The 21,178-nt window shown below is 29.8% G+C and carries 17 protein-coding genes; 15 read left to right on the forward strand and 2 right to left on the reverse strand.

Features of this window, described 5'->3' with window-relative positions:
• Positions 1–113: 113 nt before the first annotated feature.
• Entirely contained in the window at positions 114–932 is an 819-nt protein-coding gene (locus tag I6E15_RS03045; RefSeq protein WP_235244159.1) for a transporter substrate-binding domain-containing protein, read from the reverse strand.
• Between the two features lie 295 nt (positions 933–1,227).
• Between I6E15_RS03045 and rimP the strand changes: the two genes are divergently transcribed.
• The 14 genes from rimP (at position 1,228) to I6E15_RS03115 (ending at position 19,380) form a co-directional block, all read left to right on the forward strand.
• Positions 1,228–1,704 carry a ribosome maturation factor RimP gene (rimP, locus tag I6E15_RS03050; protein WP_177161943.1) on the forward strand — a complete coding sequence of 159 codons (477 nt, stop codon included), beginning with the start codon at positions 1,228–1,230 and terminating at the stop codon, positions 1,702–1,704.
• A 26-nt stretch (positions 1,705–1,730) separates the two neighbouring features.
• Complete coding sequence (nusA, locus tag I6E15_RS03055) at positions 1,731–2,783, forward strand: transcription termination factor NusA (protein ID WP_177161942.1); 1,053 nt, start codon at positions 1,731–1,733, stop codon at positions 2,781–2,783.
• Entirely contained in the window at positions 2,776–3,300 is a 525-nt protein-coding gene (locus I6E15_RS03060; protein ID WP_235244160.1) for a DUF448 domain-containing protein, read from the forward strand. The genes nusA and I6E15_RS03060 overlap by 8 nt, the downstream gene beginning before the upstream one ends.
• A 14-nt stretch (positions 3,301–3,314) precedes the next feature.
• Positions 3,315–5,435: a translation initiation factor IF-2 gene (infB, locus tag I6E15_RS03065; protein ID WP_235244161.1), complete on the forward strand. Its 2,121-nt coding sequence runs from the start codon at positions 3,315–3,317 to the stop codon at positions 5,433–5,435.
• Positions 5,436–5,465: 30 nt separating this feature from the next.
• Positions 5,466–5,828 carry a 30S ribosome-binding factor RbfA gene (gene rbfA / locus I6E15_RS03070; protein ID WP_235244163.1) on the forward strand — a complete coding sequence of 121 codons (363 nt, stop codon included), beginning with the start codon at positions 5,466–5,468 and terminating at the stop codon, positions 5,826–5,828.
• Between the two features lie 12 nt (positions 5,829–5,840).
• Positions 5,841–7,529, forward strand: a complete 1,689-nt coding sequence (recJ, locus tag I6E15_RS03075) for a single-stranded-DNA-specific exonuclease RecJ (protein ID WP_235244223.1) — start codon at positions 5,841–5,843, stop codon at positions 7,527–7,529.
• Between the two features lie 68 nt (positions 7,530–7,597).
• Positions 7,598–8,884, forward strand: coding sequence for a trigger factor (tig, locus tag I6E15_RS03080; protein WP_235244169.1), 1,287 nt, complete (start codon positions 7,598–7,600; stop codon positions 8,882–8,884).
• A gap of 97 nt (positions 8,885–8,981) precedes the next feature.
• On the forward strand, positions 8,982–9,563 hold the full coding sequence (gene clpP / locus I6E15_RS03085; RefSeq protein ID WP_177161936.1) for an ATP-dependent Clp endopeptidase proteolytic subunit ClpP: 582 nt from the start codon (positions 8,982–8,984) through the stop codon (positions 9,561–9,563).
• Positions 9,564–9,577: 14 nt separating this feature from the next.
• A complete protein-coding gene (clpX, locus tag I6E15_RS03090) occupies positions 9,578–10,846 on the forward strand; it encodes an ATP-dependent Clp protease ATP-binding subunit ClpX (protein ID WP_235244171.1) in 1,269 nt (422 codons plus the stop codon).
• Positions 10,836–13,151 (forward strand): endopeptidase La, encoded by a 2,316-nt coding sequence (lon, locus tag I6E15_RS03095; protein WP_235244173.1) that lies wholly within the window; start codon positions 10,836–10,838, stop codon positions 13,149–13,151. Before clpX ends, lon begins: the two co-directional genes overlap by 11 nt.
• Positions 13,152–13,175: 24 nt before the next feature.
• A complete protein-coding gene (yihA, locus tag I6E15_RS03100; protein ID WP_235244175.1) occupies positions 13,176–13,793 on the forward strand; it encodes a ribosome biogenesis GTP-binding protein YihA/YsxC in 618 nt (205 codons plus the stop codon).
• 33 nt (positions 13,794–13,826) lie between these two features.
• A complete protein-coding gene (locus I6E15_RS03105) occupies positions 13,827–16,484 on the forward strand; it encodes a valine--tRNA ligase (protein WP_235244177.1) in 2,658 nt (885 codons plus the stop codon).
• Between the two features lie 71 nt (positions 16,485–16,555).
• Positions 16,556–18,190 carry a Na/Pi cotransporter family protein gene (locus tag I6E15_RS03110; protein WP_235244179.1) on the forward strand — a complete coding sequence of 545 codons (1,635 nt, stop codon included), beginning with the start codon at positions 16,556–16,558 and terminating at the stop codon, positions 18,188–18,190.
• Between the two features lie 83 nt (positions 18,191–18,273).
• A complete protein-coding gene (locus I6E15_RS03115) occupies positions 18,274–19,380 on the forward strand; it encodes a Gfo/Idh/MocA family protein (RefSeq protein WP_235244181.1) in 1,107 nt (368 codons plus the stop codon).
• A 41-nt stretch (positions 19,381–19,421) separates the two neighbouring features.
• Here the strand turns inward: I6E15_RS03115 and I6E15_RS03120 are convergent, their stop codons facing one another.
• Positions 19,422–19,607, reverse strand: coding sequence for a DUF4250 domain-containing protein (locus I6E15_RS03120; protein WP_235244182.1), 186 nt, complete (start codon positions 19,605–19,607; stop codon positions 19,422–19,424).
• Between the two features lie 185 nt (positions 19,608–19,792).
• On the opposite strand from I6E15_RS03120, the gene I6E15_RS03125 reads away from it, so the two are divergent.
• Positions 19,793–21,142 (forward strand): butyryl-CoA:acetate CoA-transferase, encoded by a 1,350-nt coding sequence (locus tag I6E15_RS03125; protein WP_235244184.1) that lies wholly within the window; start codon positions 19,793–19,795, stop codon positions 21,140–21,142.
• Positions 21,143–21,178: the final 36 nt, after the last annotated feature.

The raw sequence follows: 21,178 nt of genomic DNA on the forward strand, positions 1-21,178 counted from the left end.
CTTTAAAAGAAAAATATAATATAGTACAAATTATTCCTATTAAAATACAACTATTAATTAAAAATTTAGAGAAAGATATTTTATTATCTGTAACTAAAAATAAATTTTTTATTTTAATCATCTCCTAAGTAATTTAAATCAAAAAACCACTTAAAACCAAGTTTATCAAAATTTTCTTTTTCTTTTGATAAATATTTTTCTGTTAATTTATCAAATCCCTTTTCTTTGTTAAATTTATCTATAAATTCATTCATTTTTTCAACTAACTCAATGTCATTTTTTCTAAAGGCAACACCCCACTTTTCAGGATTTTGAAAAGGAATAAAAATAGCTTTTGTAGTATCTTGATTTTTTTGCCAATTACGATATATAGTAAGTTGATCATATAAAAATACATCGGCTTTTCCTTGAACAACTTCTGTGACGCAAGCACTTTCATCAGTAAAAGAACTTATTTTTGAATTGGTTAAATTATTTTTTGCATAGATAAAACCAGTAGAACCTGTTTTTACAGCTATAGTGATATTAGGATTATTCAGGTCTTTAGCAGTTTTTATATCTGAACTTTTATTTACTAACATACCAAGTAGGGAATTTGCATAAGGTTTAGAAAATTCTACTACTTTTTTTCTATCATCAGTAATTGTCATAGAAGATACAATCATATCTATTTTTTTTGTTTGGAGTGAAGGGATAAGACCGTCCCAAGCTATATTTTCTACTTTTACCTCTTTACCGATAAATTTCCCAAATTCTTTTGCAAAATCAACACTTATTCCAACTGGATTTCCATTAGAATCTTTTGTCTCAAAAGGTGGATACGCAAGTTCCATACCAACGATTAAAATATTATTATTTTCTTTTTGATTGCAACTTATAAAGAAAGCTCCAAAAATCAAAGTTATAAATAAAAAAAATAATTTTCTTCTCATATTTTTTCCTCCTGTATTACACTGTTGAAATTAAAAAATGTTACAAGAATATTTTATCATTTAGAAGTTAAGTTATCAACAAAATACTTTGAAATAAAATTTTTTCTAAAAAGCAAATAAAAAGTTAAAAATAATAGATAAAAATATTGAAAAATATAAAAAAACTATAGGAATAGTTTGATTTTTTTGATGAAATATGTTATAATAACGATGAATTAGATTATACTGGCTTGTGGAGAGAGTGGGGCGACCCACTCTTTATTTATGGCTAAAAATGAAAGTGAGGTGACGGCTTTTGTCAAAAGAAAATACAAACGAAATAATAGGAAAAATTGAGAAGATAGTTCTACCGGTGTTAAAAGATTTAGGTTTAGAATTGGTTGATGTTGAATATCTTCAAGAGGGTGGATACTTTTATGTAAGAGTTTACATAGAGTTTTTAGACAAAGAGGTTTCATTAGATGATTGTGCAAAAGTAAGCACATTAGTTGAAGATGATATTGATAAGATTATTGATGAAAAGTTTTTCTTAGAAATTTCTTCTCCTGGAGTGGAAAGGCCATTAAAGAAAGAAAAAGATTACATAAGATTTACTGGGAATAAAATAAAAGTTAGTTTAAAACATAAATTAAATGATAACAAAAATTTTGAAGGAATTTTAGAAAAATTTGAAAATGAAACTGTAACGTTAGATACAGGAAAAGAAAAATTAGAGATACCATTTAAAGAAATTAGAAAAGCTAATTTAGTTTATGAATTTAAAAATATTTAAATTGAGTCTACTTTAGGAGGAAAAAAATGAAAGGAAAAGATGGAAAAATATTTCTTGATGCGTTAACTGCTTTAGAAAAAGAAAAAGGAATAAGCAAAGAAAGTTTATTAGAAACAGTTGAGCAAGCATTACTTGCTGCTTATAAAAAACACTTCGGAGAAGAAGAAAATGTTGAAGTAGAAATCAACAGAGAAAGTGGAGAAATAAACGTTTACGAAGTAAAAACAGTAGTAGATGACGTTTATGACGCAGCACTTGAAGTAACACCAGCTGATGCAAAAGAAGCTACTAAGAAAAATTATAAAATTGGAGATATAGCAAGAATCCCTGTTAACTGTGAAGAGTTCAGAAGAAATGCTATCCAAAATGGAAAACAAATAGTTATTCAAAAAGTAAGAGAAGCTGAAAGAACAAATATCTATGATAAATTTAAAGCTAGAGAATTTGATATTATGACTGGTATCATCAGAAGAATAGATGAAAAAAGAAGTATCTTTATCGAATTTGATGGAACAGAAGCTTTCTTACCAACATCAGAACAATCACCAGCAGATGTTTACAGAGTTGGAGATAGAATAAAAGTTTATGTAGCTGAAGTTGAAAAAACAAATAAATTCCCTAAAGTTGTGATTTCAAGAAAAAATGAAGGATTATTAAAAAAATTATTTGAGTTAGAAATACCAGAAATTGCTGAAGGGTTAATTGAGATAAAATCAGTGGCTAGAGAAGCTGGTTCAAGAGCTAAAATAGCTGTATATTCTCAAGATAAAAACATAGATACAATCGGAGCTTGTATAGGACAAAAAGGTCTAAGAATAAAAAATATAGTTGATGAATTAAACGGAGAAAAAATAGATATCGTTGAGTGGAAAGAATCTATGGAAGAATTTGTATCAGCAGTTCTTAGCCCAGCAAAAGTAAATAGCGTAGAATTGTTAGAAGATGGAACTACTGCAAGAGTAATAGTTGACCCATCACAACTTTCTTTAGCTATTGGTAAAAATGGACAAAACGCAAGACTAGCAGCAAAACTTACAGGAATGAGAGTAGACATAAAGGTTGCTGAAAAAAATGACTAATCACCCAGAAAGAACTTGCATAATATGTAAATCTAAAAAAATGAAATCAGAACTTTTTAGAATTGCAGAAAAAGATGGAAGCTATATCTTTGATGAAAAACAAGTTGTGCAAACTAGAGGACAGTATATTTGTAAAGAACATAATTGTATAGAAAGACTTTCTAAGCATAAAAAAATAAAAGTTCCAGTAGAGGAGCTTTTAAAGATGCTTAATTTATTAAAAAAAGAGTCCAAAGATTACCTGAACATTTTAAAAGCAATGAAAAATTCAAAAGAACTTGTTTTTGGAATAAATATGATATTAGATGAGATTGATAAGATACATTTTATAGTGATAGCTAGTGATATAAGTGATAAAAATAATACAAAACTTATAGACAAAGCCAGAGAAAAAAATATTCCTTTTGTTCATTATGGAAAGAAAGAGCAGTTAGGAGAGATTTTTGGCAAGAATGAAGTAAATGTTATCGCCATAAAAAATAAAAAGGTAGCCCGAGGACTTATTGAGAGATCGTAAGTAGGGAGGTATAAATGGTAGGAAAAGTAAGAGTACACGAATTAGCTAAAAAATATGAGATGGGAAATAAAGATTTCTTAAGCTTACTTCAAGAATTAGGGATAGAGGTTTCATCTCATTTAGCAGGACTTACAGAAGAACAAGTTGATAAGATAAAAAACCACTTTGTTAAAGAAGAACCAGAAGATGATGATGAAGAGGTTGCTGATCATAAGAAAAAGAAAAAATCTAAAAATAAATTAAAAACTAAAAAAAATGACGATTCTGAAGATAAAAAAGAAAAAAATAAGAAAAAGAAAAAAGGTAGAAGGACAGACTTTGTAGTTAAAAAAGTTGAGTCTGAAGCTGGAAAAGTTATCGAAGAAGACGGAATTAAAATAATAAAAATGAAAGGTGAAATGACTTTAGGTGATTTTGCTGAAAAATTAAATGTAAACAGTTCTGAAATCATAAAAAAATTATTTATGAAAGGAAAAATGTTTACTATAAACAGTCCTTTAGGAATCGAATTAGCTGAAGAGATTGCAGCTGATTATGATGTATTAGTAGAGGAAGAAGTAGAAGAAGAATTAGCATTTGGAGATAAATTTGCTCTTGAAATAGAAGATAAAGAATCTGACCTTGAAGAGAGAGCTCCAGTTATAACAATAATGGGACACGTTGACCACGGTAAAACTTCATTACTTGACGCCATAAGAAGTACACAAGTAGTTGAGGGAGAAGCTGGAGGAATTACACAAAAAATTGGTGCTTATCAAGTAGTAAAAAATGGAAAGAAAATAACTTTTGTTGATACTCCAGGTCACGAAGCTTTTACAGATATGAGAGCTAGAGGAGCACAAGTAACAGATATAGCTATATTAGTAGTAGCTGCTGATGACGGAGTAATGCCTCAAACAATAGAAGCAATATCTCACGCAAAAGCTGCCAATGTACCAATTATAGTTGCTATCAACAAAATTGATAAACCTGAAGCAAACCCAATGAGAGTAAAACAAGAACTTATGGAACACGAACTTGTTTCTGTTGAGTGGGGAGGAGACGTAGAGTTTGTTGAAGTATCAGCAAAAGCTAAAATAAATCTAGATGTATTACTAGAAACAATTCTACTTACAGCGGAGATCTTAGAATTAAAAGCTAACCCTAAAAAAAGAGGAAAAGCTGTTGTTCTTGAATCAAAACTTGATTCAAAAGTTGGACCAGTTGCTGACATTTTAATTCAAGAGGGAAATATCAAAATCGGTGACGTTGTAGTTGCTGGAGAATCTTATGGAAAAGTAAGAGCAATCATCGACGACAAAGGAAATAAAATAAACAGAGGGGAGATGTCTCAACCAGTTGAGATAATCGGATTCAACAGCGTTCCAGATGCTGGAAATACTGTTTATGTAATTCAAAATGAGCAACACGCAAAAAGAATAGTTGAAGAGATGGCAAAAGAAAGAAGACTTGGAGAACAATCTAAGAGAACTATAACTCTTGAGTCATTATCTGAAAGTTTAGAAAATCAAGAAGTAAGAGAACTTAACTTAGTAGTAAGAGCAGACTCTAAAGGTTCAGCTCAAGCGTTAAAAGATTCATTAATGAAACTTAATAACAACGAAGTTGCAGTTAATATTATCCAATCAGCTCCAGGAGCTATCACAGAAAGTGATATTAAACTTGCAGAAGTATCTCAAGCTATCATCATTGGATTTAACGTAAGACCTACAACAAAAGCTATAAAAGAAGCTGAAACTTCTGGAATAGAAATCAGAACTTCTTCAATAATTTACGAAATTATAGAAGACGTTGAAAAAGCTTTAACGGGTATGTTAAAACCAGAATTTAAAGAACAATACTTAGGAAGAATAGAGATAAAACAAATATTCAGAGTGGCAAAAGTTGGAAACGTTGCTGGTTGTGTTGTTGTTGACGGAAAAGTTAGAAGAGATTCTAATATAAGAATAGTAAGAAATGGTACAATCATATATGAAGGAAAACTTGCATCACTTAAGAGATTTAAAGATGACGCAAAAGAGGTTGTAGCAGGACAAGAGTGTGGACTTGGTATTGAAAACTTTAATGATATTAAAGATGGAGATATAGTAGAAGCATTCGATATGGTAGAAGTAAAAAGAACTCTATCAAAATAATAAAAAAACTAGTAAAGGAGGTTAGCTTAAATGAGAAAACAAAGATTAGCTGCCATAGAGAAAGAAGTAATGAGAGTTATATCTAAAACTTTACTAGAAGATGTAAAGAACCCTAAGGTAAAGGGACTAGTTTCTTTAGTAAAAGTTAGAGTAACTGAAGATTTAAAATTTGCAGACCTATATTTTACAATCTATTCTGGAGAAAATAATCAAGTGAATAGAGATAGAGTTGAAGAGGGTCTTAATGAGATAAAAGGATTTTTAAGAAAAAGAATATCTGAGGAGTTATCACTTAGATATGTTCCTGAAGTTAGAGTAAAAATAGATGATTCTATTGAGTATGCTGTAAAAATTTCAAAATTACTAGATGATCTAAAAAGTCAACAAGAGTAGGTTGATGTGAAGATGATATGGAAGGTAAGTGAAGTATCAGATTCTATCATAGAAGAAAAATCAAAGGAATGGGAAACATCAAAGATTTTGACAAAACTTTTACTGAATAAAAAGATTTTGGAGAAAGAGGAAGTAGAGAAATTTATTAATTCAGATATGTCACTACTAAGAGATCCTTTTGATTTTGAAAAAATGGAAGAAGCTGTTGAGAAAATCATAGATAAAAGAAATAAGAAACAAAAAGTATATATCTATGGAGATTATGATGTAGATGGAATAAGCGCAGCCTCTTTTCTGGTAAAAGTTTTTAGAGAAATAGGAATAGATACAGGATATTATATTCCTAGTAGAATGGAAGAAACTTATGGTTTTGATAAAAAATCAGCTGATTATATAAAAAGAAGAAATGGGAGGTTGGCTATAACTGTTGATACAGGAGCCAACTCCATTGAAGATATAAGATATGCAAAAAGTATTGGGATAGACCTTATAGTCACAGATCATCACAAATCTATCAAAGAAAAATTTGACGAAGAGTATGTGATGATAAACCCCAAACTGAGTGAGAACTATAAGTTCAAATATCTTTCTGGTGCTGGAGTGGCTTTGAAACTAGCACAAGCTCTACTAAAAAAACTAGGAAAGTCAGAAGATATATTGTACAAATATCTTGATATAGTAATGATAGGGACTGTGGCAGATGTAGTACCTATGATTGATGAAAATAGAATAATCATAAGCAACGGATTAAAAGTTTTAAAAGATACAAATGTAAAAGGTCTTACTTATCTTTTAAAGTATCTTAAGTTTCAAAATAAAAATATCACAACAACAGATGTAAGTTATTTTATATCGCCTCTTATAAATTCATTGGGAAGAATAGGAGTTTCAAAAGTTGGAGCAGATTTTTTTATTGAAGATGATGAATTTAAGATATATAATATAATCGAAGAAATGAAAAAGATGAATAAGATAAGAAGAAAGCTTGAGAAAAAAATATATGATGAGGCTTTGGAGTTTTTAGAAAAAAGAGATAAAACAAAGGAGCTTGAATATATTTTCCTATCTTCAAAAGAGTGGCACCCTGGTGTAATTGGAGTAGTTTCTTCAAGACTTTCTATAAAATATGAAGTTCCTGTTGTGTTAGTTGCTACTAGTAAAGGGGTAGGAAAAGCCTCTTGTAGAAGTGTAGCAGGGATAAATATTTTTAATATTTTTACAAAGATAAAGGATAGATTAATAAGATATGGAGGTCACGATTTAGCAGCTGGATTTATAGCAAAAGCTGATGAACTTCATAATATAGAGAGATTATTTTCGGAAGAAGTAAAGAAAATAGACAAAGAAAAAGAGGATAAAATAATAAACGTAGATATGGAACTTCCAATCACTTCAATAGATGAGGAACTTATAAATGATATGAAAAGTTTATCCCCTTATGGTTTAGAAAATTTACAACCTTTATTTGTTGATAAAGATATAAAAATCAAATGGATAGAAAAATTTGGTGTAGAGGATAGACACTTTAACGGAATGTTAGAAAAAGATGGAAAGGATTTTTCATTTATAGCATTTAATCTATCAAATGAGATAAAGAAAATAGATTTAGATAAAAAAGTAGATATAGTTTATTATCCTGAAAAGATAAATATCAAAGGTAGAGATAGATATAATATCAGAATAAAAAGTATTAAGCAGTAAAACTCAAAATTTTTTTGAGAGAAAAATATAAAAATAAATTTTTCATATAAAATAATTAAGGAGGAAAAATGAAACACGAAATCAAAAAACTTGAAAAATCAGCTTTAGAAGTTACTATGACTTTAACTAAAGAAGAGTACAACCCTATCGAAAGAGCAGTATTAGCAAAAGCTCAAAAAGAGGTAGAATTACCAGGATTCAGAAAAGGACACGCTCCAGTAGAGCAAATAAAAGCTAAATATGCTAAAGAAACAGAAGATGAAATCTGTGATGAAATCATAAAAAAATATTTTGGTGATGTTATAAAAGCAGAAAACCTAAGACCAGTTAGCCCATTATACAATGGAAAATTAGTTGAAGGAGAAGAAACTACTTTAACAGTTCACGTTGATATCTTCCCTGAATTTGAATTAGGACAATACAAAGGATTAGAAGCTGAAAAAGTTGAATTCCAAATGAACGATGAAAAATTAGAAGAAGAAATCCAAACTATCTTAAAAAGAAAATCTACTTTAACTGACTGTGAAGAAGGACATAAAGCAGAAATGGGAGATACAGTAGAATTAGCATTTGAAGGATTCATCGACGGTGTTCCATTTGAAGGTGGAAAAGCTGACACTCATATGTTACAATTAGGAAGCCACTCTTTCATCGATACTTTTGAAGATCAATTAGTAGGATATGTAGCAGGACAAGAAGGAGAAGTAAACGTTACTTTCCCTGAACAATACCATTCTCAAGAATTAGCTGGAAAACCTGCTGTATTCAAAGTAAAAGTAAAAGCTATCAAATATGATAAAACTCCAGAATTAAACGACGAATTTGCAAAAACTTTAGGATTTGAAAACGTAGAAGATATGAGAGTAAAAACTAGAGAAACTGTTGAAGCTAGAGAAACTGAAAGAGCTAGAAATCAATACAGAGGAGAATTACTTAAAAAAGTAGTTGAAGGAACTGAAATCGAAGTACCTAGATCTTTAGTTTACAGAGAAGTTGAAGGAAGATTAGCAGAACTTGAACAACAATTAATGGCTCAAGGAATGGATTTAAAATCTTACTTAGCTATGACAGGAATGACTCAAGAAGCTATATTTAATCAATTAGCACCAATGAGCGAAAGCAAAGTTAAAATGGATATAATCCTAGACAAAATAGCTGAAATCGAAAAAATTGAAGCTAGCGAAGAAGAATTTACAGCTAAAATGGAAGAAATCGCTAAAATGTATGGAATGACAGCTGAAGCATTAAAAGAAGAATTAGTAAAAAATAAAAACTTTGAAAACTTTGAAATCAACGTTAAAAACGAAATAATCTTAAATAAAGCTATAGATTTCATCGTTGCTAACGCAAAATAATTTTTTTAGGACATTGGACTTCCTCCAATGTCCCTTTAAGTGGAATCTGTTAAAAAATAACAGGTTCTTCCTAAAGCTAAAAAGGAGGTTAAAAAAGATGTATAATCCAATAGTTATAGAGAATACAAGTTATGGAGAAAGATCCTATGATATATATTCAAGACTTCTTAAAGATAGAATAATATTTTTAGGTACAGAGATAAATGATAATGTAGCCAACGCAATAGTAGCTCAACTTTTATTTTTGGAAGCTGAAGACCCTGAAAAAGATATCACTATGTATATAAATAGTCCTGGAGGAGTAGTTACTTCTGGAATGGCTATCTACGATACTATGAACTATATAAAACCAGATGTGCAAACTGTTTGTATAGGTCAAGCTGCTAGTATGGGAGCATTTTTACTTTCAGCAGGAGCTAAAGGAAAAAGATTTGCCCTACCAAATTCAAGAGTGATGATTCATCAACCTTTAGGTGGAGCTCAAGGACAAGCAACAGATATTGAGATACAAGCTAAAGAGATATTAAAAATAAAAGATAAATTAAGTGAAATATTGGCTCAAAATTGTGGAAAAACAAAAGAAGAAGTATTGAGAGATACTGAAAGAGATAATTTTATGACAGCTCAAGAGGCTTTAGATTATGGAATTATCGACAAAGTTTTTGTTAAAAGAGATTAGAAAGAGGTGATATAATGAACGAGGTAGTTTGTTCTTTTTGTGGAAGACCTCAGGATAAAGTTGAACAGATGTTTTCTGGAAAAAATGGTGTGTATATTTGTGATAGATGTGTAGAAACTTGCTATGATCTGCTTTTCCCAGAAGACGACTTAGATGATATAGATGAGGGTGTAAAAAATATTCAATCTCCTAAAGGAGAGGTAGAAATTTTAACACCAAAAGAGATAAAAGCAAAATTAGACGAGTATGTAATCGGACAAGAGGAAACAAAAAAAGTTTTATCAGTGGCTGTTTATAACCACTATAAAAGAATTAAAAATTTGGAAAATCAAGACAGTGGAGATATTGAGTTACAAAAATCAAATGTATTAATAATCGGACCTACTGGTTCTGGTAAAACTTTGATGGCTCAAACTCTTGCAAAAATTTTAAATCTACCATTTGCCATAGCAGATGCCACAACTTTAACAGAGGCTGGATATGTGGGAGATGATGTAGAAAATGTTTTAGTAAGACTTTTACAAGCTGCAGATTATAACGTTGAAGCAGCTGAAAAAGGAATAATTTTTATAGATGAGATAGACAAAATAGCTAGAAAATCAGAAAATATGTCTATCACAAGAGATGTATCTGGAGAGGGGGTTCAACAAGCTCTACTTAAAATAATCGAAGGAACAAAATCTCAAGTGCCTCCACAAGGAGGAAGAAAACACCCTAACCAACCACTTATAGAGATAGATACAAAAAATATTTTATTTATAGTGGGAGGAGCTTTTGAGGGACTTGAAAAAGTTATCAATAAAAGAACTCTTAATAAAAATATGGGATTTGGCGGAGATGTAACAAAGGAAAAAGCTGGAGAAGAGGGAAAAGTATTTGCTAAAGTTACTCCAGAAGATTTAGTAAAAAGAGGAATAATTCCAGAATTAGTAGGAAGATTACCACTTATTACAACTTTAGAAAATTTAAGCGAAGAAATTTTACTTAAAATCTTAGTTGAACCTAAAAATGCCATAGTAAAACAATATAAAAAATTCTTTGAGATGGAAAATATAGAGCTTGAAATTACAGAAAATGCTTTGAAAGAAGTGGCAAAAAGAGCTTTAGCAAGAAAAATTGGAGCTAGAGGTCTAAGAGCTATTTTAGAAAATACAATGATGGAGCTTATGTTTGAAATACCATCTATGAAAGATATAGAGAAAGTTATTGTAGATGTAGAGGGACTTGACGACTACAAAAAAGTAAAATTAGTAAAAAGAGGAGGAGAAACTATTGAGCAATAGATTACCATTTTTACCGACTAGGGATTTAGTTATCTTCCCAGGTGTGGTAACTCCTGTATATGTAGGGAGAGATAAAAGTATAAAAACTCTTGAGAGAGTTATGGATAACGAAGATAGTAAAATGTTGTTTGGTATGCAAAAGGATTCTTTAATAGAAAATCCAGAGTTACCAAAAGACGTTTACGAAATAGGAGTAATAGTAAATATATTACAAACTGTAAAAATGCCAAATAATACAATAAAATTATTGGTAGAGGCTGAAAATAGAGTAACAATCATAGATCCAAGAGAAGTTGATGGGGAATATGATGCTGAATACTCTGTTATTGAATGTATAAATCAAGATAATAAAGAAACAGTGGCTATTTACAGAAAAGTTTTAGAATATTTTGAAAGATATTCAAAACTAGGAGGAAAAGTTTTACCAGAACTTTTAATCAGTCTTAAAACAACAAAAGATATAAATAACGCTTTAGATATTATTGCAAATAATCTTTATGTTGATAATCAAGAAAAGCAAAAAATTCTTGAAACTTTTGATAGTAAAGAAAGAGGGTATTTAATTCTTGATATATTATCAAAAGAGATTGAAATAAATGAAATAGAAAAAAAAGTTGAAGATAAAGTCAGAACAAAGATGAATGATGCTCAAAAAGCTTATTACATCAGAGAAAAAATAAATGCGATGAAAGATGAAATACAAGATTATACTCCAGAAGATGATAATTCTGACTTAAAAGAAAAAATAGAAAAAGCAAAACTTCCAGCAGAGGTTAAGAAAAAAGTAGATGAAGAATTAAGAAAAATGAGTAAAATGCCAGCATTCTCAGCTGAAGCATCAGTTTCAAGAAACTATATTGATGTACTTTTAGACTTACCTTGGAAAAAAATGACAAAAGATGATCTTGATATAGAAAAAGCTAGTAAAATATTAGAAAGAGATCACTATGGATTAAAAGAAGTAAAAGATAGAATACTTGATTACTTAGCAGTTAAAAAACTTAATCCAAAAATGAGAGGAACTATAATATGTCTAGTAGGACCTCCAGGGGTTGGAAAAACATCAATAGCTAGATCAATAGCAGATGCTATGGGAAGAAAATTTGTAAGAGTTTCTCTTGGTGGAGTAAGAGACGAAGCTGAAATAAGAGGACACAGAAGAACTTATATTGGATCTATGCCTGGTAGAATAATGAAAGCAATGAAACTTGCTGGAACTAAAAATCCATTTATATTATTAGACGAGCTTGATAAAATGGCTAGTGATTTTAAAGGAGATCCAGCATCAGCAATGCTAGAAGTATTAGATCCAGAGCAAAATATACATTTTGAAGATCATTATGTAGATGTGCCATTTGATTTATCAGAAGTATTTTTCTTAGGAACAGCTAATGATCTTAGAAATATTCCAGAACCATTAATTGATAGAATGGAAATAATTCACTTGTCTTCTTATACAGAATATGAAAAATTACATATTGCAAAACAGTATTTAATTAAACAAATTCAAGAAGAAAATGGATTAAAAGATATAAAAGTATCTATTTCAGATAAAGTTATACTAAAAATAATAAACGAATACACAAGAGAAGCTGGAGTTAGAAACTTAAAAAGAGAAATAAATAATCTATTTAGAAAAATAGCTAGAAAAGTAGTCAAAGAAAATGTAGAAAAAATTACAATCAGCACTACTAACTTAGAAAAATATTTAGGAAAACCTAAATTTAGACCAGAAAAATTAAAAGAAAGAGAATATAAAGTTGGTATAGTTAACGGACTTGCTTGGACAGCAGTTGGTGGAGTTACATTGGAAGTACAAGGAGTTCTTATCCCAGGAAAAGGACAATTAAGTCTAACTGGTACTCTTGGAAATGTAATGAAAGAGTCTGGAGAAGTAGCATTTACTTATGTAAAATCTAATTTCCAAAAATATAATATTAACGAAAAAGATTTCTTAGAAAATAAAAATATTCACTTACACTTCCCTGAAGGTGCCACTCCAAAAGATGGACCATCAGCAGGAATTACAATAACAACAGCTATATTATCAGTTCTTACTGGTAGAGAAATAAGACAAGATATAGCTATGACAGGAGAGATAACAATCACTGGTGAAGTTTTAGCAATCGGTGGAGTAAAAGAAAAAGTAATAGGAGCTTATAGAGCAGGAATAAGAGAGGTAATTTTACCTGAAGATAATAGAGTAGATACTGATGATATTCCAGCAGAAGTTAAAAAAGATATTACTATCCACTATGCAAAAACTTATGATGATGTAGAAAAATTAGTTTTTAAACAAGATTAATTTTAGTTTAGTATAGGAGAAAAGATGATAGTAAAACAAGCAGAATTTGTAAAATCAGCTGTATATGAAAAAGATTATCCAGAAGAGCTTGGAAATATAGAATTTGCTTTTGTTGGAAGATCAAATGTTGGAAAATCTTCTCTTATAAATAGTATCACTGGAAGAAATAAACTTGCTAGAACAAGTAAAACTCCAGGGAGAACACAACTTATAAATTATTTTCTTATCAATAGGGAGGTCTTTTTTGTGGACCTTCCTGGATATGGATTTGCAAAAGTTCCAAAATCTATGAAAGCTGAATGGGGACAAACAATGGAAAGATACCTTGCAAGCAATAGAAAGAAAATGGTTTTTGTACTTTTAGATATCAGAAGAGTACCAAGTGGAGAAGATATAGAGATGTTAGAATGGCTTGACCATTTTAATGTTCCTTTCAAAATTATATTTACAAAAATAGATAAAGTATCAAATAATGAAAAATTTAAATGTCTAAAAGACATCAGAACAAAATTAGATTTTGCTAACGAAGATGTATTTTTCCATTCTTCACTAAAAAATACAGGAAAACAAGATATTTTAGATTTTATAGATGAAGTTTTGGAAGAATCAAAACCAAAAGAATTAGCAGAAGAAAATAAATAATATACAAAAACTTTTAATATAGGAGGCTATTGAATGAAGGAGTTAGAGAAGATATATTCTCCCAGTGAAATAGAAAAAAAATGGTATAAACATTGGGAAGAATCAAAGTATTTTAGAGCTACAATGGACGAGGGAAAAGAGAATTACTCTATAATGATCCCACCACCAAACGTAACAGGAATACTACATATGGGACACATATTAAATAATAGTATTCAAGATACTTTAATTAGATACAAAAGAATGTCTGGGTTTAATACTTTATGGATGCCTGGAATGGACCACGCTGGAATAGCTACTCAAAACAAAGTTGAGAAAAAATTAGCTGAAGAGGGATTAACTAAAGAAGATTTAGGAAGAGAAAAATTTATCGAAGAAACTTGGAGATGGAAAGAAAAACACGGTGGAATTATCACATCTCAACTTAGAAAATTAGGAGCATCTCTTGACTGGGATAGAGAAAGATTTACAATGGACGAAGGACTTTCTCAAGCAGTTAGAGATATATTTGTAAGATTATATAATGATGGATTAATTTACCAAGGTGAATATATGGTAAACTGGTGTCCAAGATGTGGTACAGCTCTTGCAGATGATGAAGTTGAATTTGAAGATCAAGCAGGAGGATTCTGGCATGTTAGATACCAAATAAAAGATAGCGATGATTATTTAATAATTGCTACGACAAGACCAGAAACAATGTTAGGTGACGTTGCTATAGCTGTTCATCCAGATGATGAAAGATATAAAAAATTTGTTGGTAAAAAAGCAATACTTCCATTAGTAGGAAGAGAAATTGAAATAGTTGCTGATAAATATGTTGATATGGAATTTGGAACAGGAGCTTTAAAAATTACTCCAGCTCATGACCCTAACGACTTTGAAATAGGAAATAAATTCCATTTACCAATAATCAATATTTTCACACCTGATGCAAAAATAGTCGAAGGATATGGAAAATATTCTGGACTTGATAGAGTAGAAGCAAGAAAAGCTATTGCTGAAGATTTAAAAGAACAAGGTTACCTTGTAAAATTTGAACCATACTCTCACAATGTTGGTACTTGTTATAGATGCCACACTGTAATTGAACCAAGGGTATCAAAACAATGGTTTGTAAGAATGAAACCATTAGCTGAAAAAGCTCTTGAAGTAGTAAGAAACGGTGAAGTAAAAATAATGCCTAAGAGATGGGAAAAAGTTTACTATAACTGGTTAGAAAATATAAGAGATTGGTGTATCTCAAGACAAATTTGGTGGGGACATAGAATACCAGCTTGGTATGGACCAGATAAAAAAATGTTCGTAGCTCACAATGAAGAAGAAGCTCATCAACAAGCAAGAGAATTTTATGGAAAAGATATTGAACTAGAACAAGAACAAGATGTACTTGATACTTGGTTCTCATCAGCACTTTGGCCTTTCTCAACTTTAGGTTGGCCACAAAAAACTAAAGAACTTGAAATGTTCTATCCAACATCAACTCTAGTAACTGGAGCAGATATATTATTCTTCTGGGTAGCTAGAATGATAATGTTTGGAGAATACACTCAAGGAGAAAAACCATTCAGTAATGTATATTTACACGGAATAGTAAGAGATGAAATCGGAAGAAAAATGTCAAAATCTTTAGGAAACTCTCCAAATCCATTAGATTTAATAGATAAATATGGAGCAGACGCAATAAGATTTACAATGCTTTATAACACATCTCAAGGACAAGACGTTCACTTCTCTGAAAAATTACTAGAAATGGGAAGAAACTTTGCTAACAAAATATGGAACGTGTCAAGATTTGTTATAATGAACCTTGATGGATTTGATGTTACAAAAGTAGATAGATCAAAATTAAAATATGAACTAGTAGATAAATGGATATTCTCAAGACTTAATGAAACTGCAAAAAATGTAGCTAGCGAATTAGATAAATTCCAATTAGACGAAGCTGCAAAATCAGTTTATGAGTTCTTAAGAGGAGATTTCTGTGACTGGTATGTAGAGTTAGCAAAAATTAGACTTTACAATTCAGAAGATGAAGATTCTAAAATGACAGCTCAATATGTTTTATGGACAATACTTGAAGCTGGAATGAGACTTTTACATCCATTTATGCCATTCTTAACAGAAGAAATTTGGCAAATAATCAAAACATCAGGAGAAACAGTAATGCTTGAAAAATATCCTGTATGTGATGAGAAAGAATTAGATTTAGAAGTTGAAAAATCTTTTGAATATATTCAAGAGATAGTATCATCTCTAAGAAATATAAGAGCAGAAGCTGGAATATCACCAGCAAAATTTGCAAAAGTAGTAATAAAAACTGCAAATGAAAAAGAACTTGAAACAATAAAAGACAACTACAAATTTATAACAAAACTTTGTAACCTAGAAGAGATTACTTATGGAAAAGATGTAGAAAAACCTTCACAAAGTGGATTTAGAGTTGCAAAAGATTCTGAAGTATATATGGTACTTACTGGACTTCTAGATATTGAAGCTGAAGTTAAAAAATTAGAAGCTCAACTAGAAAAAGTATCAAAAGAATTAGAAAAAATGAATGCAAAACTATCTAATGAGAAATTTACATCAAAAGCACCTGCACACATCTTAGAAAGAGATAGAAGAATTCAAAAAGAGTATCAAGATAAATACGACAAAATATTGGAAAACATAAAAGAGTTAAGAGGATAAAATTTAATTTTGGTATAGTTGATAATTTTCTAAATAAATAGGGATAAATGCAAAATAACTTGGGAGGATAAATGTTAGAAATTTTAATGAAGGTTGTAGGTGGATTGGGGCTGTTCCTGTATGGAATGGATAATATGTCTAGTGGAATGCAAAAGATAGCTGGAAAAAGACTAAAAAAAGTTTTGACAGTTATAACTAAAAATAGATTCCTTGCTATAGGGGCAGGAATTTTTACCACAATGCTTGTTCAATCATCATCAGTAAGTACAGTTATGGCAATAGGGTTTGTTAACGCATCTCTTTTGACATTAAACCAAGCTTTAGGATTGATTTTAGGAGCTAATATAGGGACAACAGTTACTGGTTGGTTACTTGCTTTAGATATGGGAAAATTTGGTTTACCAATAGCAGGAGTTGGAGCAATAGCTTATATGTTTTCTAAAAATGAAAAATTAAAAATAAAAGCTTCAACACTTTTAGGACTTGGACTTATTTTCTTTGGATTACAGTTAATGAGTGATGGATTAAAACCAATAAGATCTATGCCAGAATTTATAGAATTATTTAGTCTATTTACAGCTGATTCATATTTTGGAGCATTAAAAGCAGCACTTGTTGGGGCTTTAATTACTTCAATAGTTCAGTCATCAGCAGCAACTTTAGGGATTACAATAACTTTAGCAACACAAGGACTTATTAGTTATCCAACAGCAGTAGCACTAGTTTTAGGAGAGAACGTAGGTACTACAATAACAGCTTTCTTAGCTTCTTTTGGTGCTAATTCAAATGCTAAAAGAGCTGCGTATGCACATACAATAATTAATATTGTAGGAGTATGTTGGGCAATATCAATATTTCCATTTTATTTAAAATTTTTAAATTTTGTGGCAAATCCAGAAGTTAATATAAATCTTGCAATAGCCACAGCTCATACAATGTTTAATATAATAAACGTAATTTTGTTTATACCATTTGTAAACCAATTGGGAAGATTCTTATGTAAAATAGTAAAAGATGATGGAAAAGAAGTTATAAAAGTAACTAAACTAGATAAATTAATGGTAAAAACTCCATCAGTTGTAATAGGTCAATCAACTCAAGAAGTTATAAATATGAATACTGAGATAAAAGGTATGCTTGATATTTTATCAGCATTCTTTGATGATAATAATAAAAATCATTTGACAGCAGATAAATTACAGGAATTACAAGTTATCGAAGAAAGAATGGATCTGTATCAAAAAGAGATAACAGACATCAACTATATGATATTATCAACAGATATGAGTGATGATATGAAAGATGATACTAGAAAAAATATAGAAATATGTGATGAGTATGAAACTATCAGTGACTATGGAGTTAGAATTGGTAAAGTATTAAATAAATTTGAGGAGTCTGAGATAAAACTTACTGAAAATGAAAGAACAAGACTTAGAAAATTAAATAGAGATATTGTTAATCTTTATGAATTAATAAATGTAGGTTATAAAAATAAAGATAAAACAATATTTGCTATCGCTAACGAAAAAGCTAACATTATTCTTAAAGAGTTTAGAAAAGGAAGAGAAACTCACTTAGAAAATGTTTCTAAAATAGGAATATCAGTTACTCAAAGTATAGGTTATATGGATATATTAAACTACTATAGAAGACTTAGAGATCATATAGTAAATATTATAGAATTATATTTAATAGAAGGTTAATACAATAAAGAAAGTTATCGGGATTTTATCTCGGTAACTTTTTCAAAAAATAGAAAATTTTTATTATTTAAAAAAGGAGAATTATGGTAAATATAGGAATTGCAGGAATCGGAGCTATTGCTGAACAATATATAAAACTTATAACTTCTAATAAAATAAAAAATTGTAAAATAACAAGTTTTTCAAGCAGAAATAGACAACATATGGAAGGGATTTGTGAAAAATACAATCTCAAAGAAGTAAAGCTTTTTACTGACTATGAAGAAATGTTAAAAAGTAAAGAAATTGATATGGTTATGATATGTACTCCTCATTTTTTACATCCTTCAATGGCAATAAAAGCAGTTGAAAATGGAATACATACATTAGTTGAAAAACCAGTAGGAGTTTTTTCTGATGAAGTTGAAACTTTATTAAAAAAATTAGATGAAAATCCAAATATAAAAAATGGGGTTTTATATTGTAGAAGAACAAGCAAAGCATTTAACAAAATAAAAAAAATTATAGATTGTGGAAAAATAGGAGATTTAAAAAGAGTTTGTTGGATAATAACAAATCTTTATAGAACAGATAGTTATCATAAATTTCAATCTTGGAAAGGAACCTACAAGCAAGAAGGAGGAGGACTTTTAATGACTCAAGCTTCCCATCAATTAGATTTATTAGTTTGGTTATGTTCTATGCCCAAAAAAATAAATGCTTTTTGTTATTGTGGAAGAGAAAGAGATATTGAAGTTGAGAATGATGTTACAATTCAAATGGAATTTGAAAATGGAGCAACAGGACAATTTATAAGTTCTTCAAGAGAGTTTCCTGGTACAAATAGACTGGAAATAATAGGAAGTAAAGGTCAAATTATTTTGAATAATGATTCAGAACTTATAATAAGAGAACTTTCCCAAGATGAAAAAATATATTCTAAAACAACAAAAGAATTATACGGAACTATTCCTTATACAGAAAAAACATTATATTTTGATGATGCAGATAACTCAATTCAACAATCTGAAATTGTAAATAATTTTATAAATGGGATAGAAAATAATGAGAAAATATTATGTTCTGTTAAAGATGCTTTAGAATCTCTTTATTTGATAAATGGAGCTTATCTTTCTAGTTGGGAGAAAAAAGAGATAGAATTTCCAATGAATAACAAAGAATTTAGAAAAAAATTAGAAGAAAAATTTTAAATTAAAAAGACCTAAGTATTTTAACTACTTAGGCTTTTTTACTATTTTTGAATAAATTGGTTTGTATTTTCATTGTAGATAAAACCATTTTTTTCAAAATGTTCTAAAATATCAGATTTGCTTATATCCATATCATCACACATATCATCAAGAGATGAATAAAAATCTCTTAGTTTCATATTTATCATACTGTAAGCTATATTTATGTCCATACTTAAAAAATTCATTTTTCTGTTTCCTTTTTCAAAAAATATAAATTATTTATATTTTAAAATATATAATTTTATTTGTCAAATATATAAAAAATGATAAGATATAAACCTTAAATAAAATTGTATTATTGATTATTTTATGCTAAAATATTATTTAAGGAATTAAAAATATACATTAGATATTTAAGGAGGGTACTATCTTGTTAACAAATTATGAAAATGAATACAAAAGCAAATTAGTTTCTGCTGAAGAAGCTGCTAAAGTTATCAAATCAGGAGATTTCGTTGATTATAGCTGGTGTGGAACTACAACAGATGCAGTAGATAGAGCTTTTGCTAAAAGACTTACAGAAGTAGAAGATGTTAATATCTTTGGAGGAGTTTTATTAAAACAACCTGAAATATTTAAAGTTGAAGGTGGAGAAAAACATTTCACTTGGAATACTTGGCACGCAAGTGGAATTGAAAGAAAAAGAATAGCTGCTGGAAATGCTTATTATTCTCCAATGAGATACTCTGAATTACCAAGATTTTACAGAGATGGAGCTCAAAAAATAGATGTAGCTATATTACAAGTTACACCAATGGATAAATTTGGATATTTCAACTTCAGCGTAAGTCCAAGCCACTCTATGGCAGTTTGTGAAACAGCTAAAGTTGTAATAGTTGAAGTAAATAAAAACTTACCACTTTGTTTAGGTGGATTTGAAAATGGAATCCATATCTCTCAAGTAGATATGATAGTTGAAGGAGATAATCCAGAAACTTCTATTCTTCCAGGACCAGGAGCAGCTACAGATGTAGACAACGCAGTTGCAAACTTAATTGTTGAAGAATTAAATGACGGTTGCTGTATTCAATTGGGAATTGGTGGAATGCCAACAGCAGTAGGTTCTTTAATCGCTAAATCAGATTTAAAAGATTTAGGAGTTCACTCAGAAATGTACGTTGACTCTTTTGTTGAAATGGCGCAAGCTGGAAAAATCACAGGAGCTCACAAAACAATAGATAGATTTAGACAAACATTTGCATTCGCTGCTGGTGGAAAAGATCTATACGATTACTTAAATAACAACCCAGAAATAATGGCAGCACCAGTTGATTATGTAAATGATGTAAGAGTTGTTTCTCAAATAGATAATTTTATATCAATAAACAATGCTGTTGACTTAGACTTATTTGGTCAAGTAAATGCTGAGTCAGCTGGGGTAAAACATATAAGTGGAGCTGGAGGACAATTAGACTTTGTACTTGGAGCTTACTTATCAAAAGGTGGAAAATCTTTCATCTGTTGTTCATCTTCATTTATAGGAAAAGATGGAAAATTACAATCAAGAATCCGTCCTACATTAACTGAAGGTTCAATAGTTACAGATACAAGAGCAAATACTAACTATGTAGTTACTGAATATGGAAAAGCTAACTTAAAAGGAAAAACTACTTGGCAAAGAGCAGAAGCTTTAATTAATATTGCTCACCCAGATTTTAGAGAAGAATTAATAAGAGAAGCTGAAAAAATGAAAATCTGGAGAAAATCAAACAAAAAATAATAAGATTAAAGAAATGTGGAAACTGGTGAAAATCCA

The sequence above is a fragment of the Fusobacterium perfoetens genome (genome assembly GCF_021531475.1).
Classification (GTDB): Bacteria; Fusobacteriota; Fusobacteriia; order Fusobacteriales; family Fusobacteriaceae; genus Fusobacterium_B.

Coding starts and splice junctions, on each gene's coding strand:
- infB (WP_235244161.1), top strand. CDS start 3,315: ATGGTAGGAAAAGTAAGAGTACACGAATTAGCTAAAAAATATGAGATG.
- nusA (WP_177161942.1), top strand. CDS start 1,731: ATGAAAGGAAAAGATGGAAAAATATTTCTTGATGCGTTAACTGCTTTA.
- I6E15_RS03045 (WP_235244159.1), bottom strand. CDS start 932: ATGAGAAGAAAATTATTTTTTTTATTTATAACTTTGATTTTTGGAGCT.
- rbfA (WP_235244163.1), top strand. CDS start 5,466: ATGAGAAAACAAAGATTAGCTGCCATAGAGAAAGAAGTAATGAGAGTT.
- clpP (WP_177161936.1), top strand. CDS start 8,982: ATGTATAATCCAATAGTTATAGAGAATACAAGTTATGGAGAAAGATCC.
- I6E15_RS03060 (WP_235244160.1), top strand. CDS start 2,776: ATGACTAATCACCCAGAAAGAACTTGCATAATATGTAAATCTAAAAAA.
- I6E15_RS03105 (WP_235244177.1), top strand. CDS start 13,827: ATGAAGGAGTTAGAGAAGATATATTCTCCCAGTGAAATAGAAAAAAAA.
- I6E15_RS03110 (WP_235244179.1), top strand. CDS start 16,556: ATGTTAGAAATTTTAATGAAGGTTGTAGGTGGATTGGGGCTGTTCCTG.
- recJ (WP_235244223.1), top strand. CDS start 5,841: ATGATATGGAAGGTAAGTGAAGTATCAGATTCTATCATAGAAGAAAAA.
- I6E15_RS03115 (WP_235244181.1), top strand. CDS start 18,274: ATGGTAAATATAGGAATTGCAGGAATCGGAGCTATTGCTGAACAATAT.
- tig (WP_235244169.1), top strand. CDS start 7,598: ATGAAACACGAAATCAAAAAACTTGAAAAATCAGCTTTAGAAGTTACT.
- yihA (WP_235244175.1), top strand. CDS start 13,176: ATGATAGTAAAACAAGCAGAATTTGTAAAATCAGCTGTATATGAAAAA.
- I6E15_RS03120 (WP_235244182.1), bottom strand. CDS start 19,607: ATGAATTTTTTAAGTATGGACATAAATATAGCTTACAGTATGATAAAT.
- clpX (WP_235244171.1), top strand. CDS start 9,578: ATGAACGAGGTAGTTTGTTCTTTTTGTGGAAGACCTCAGGATAAAGTT.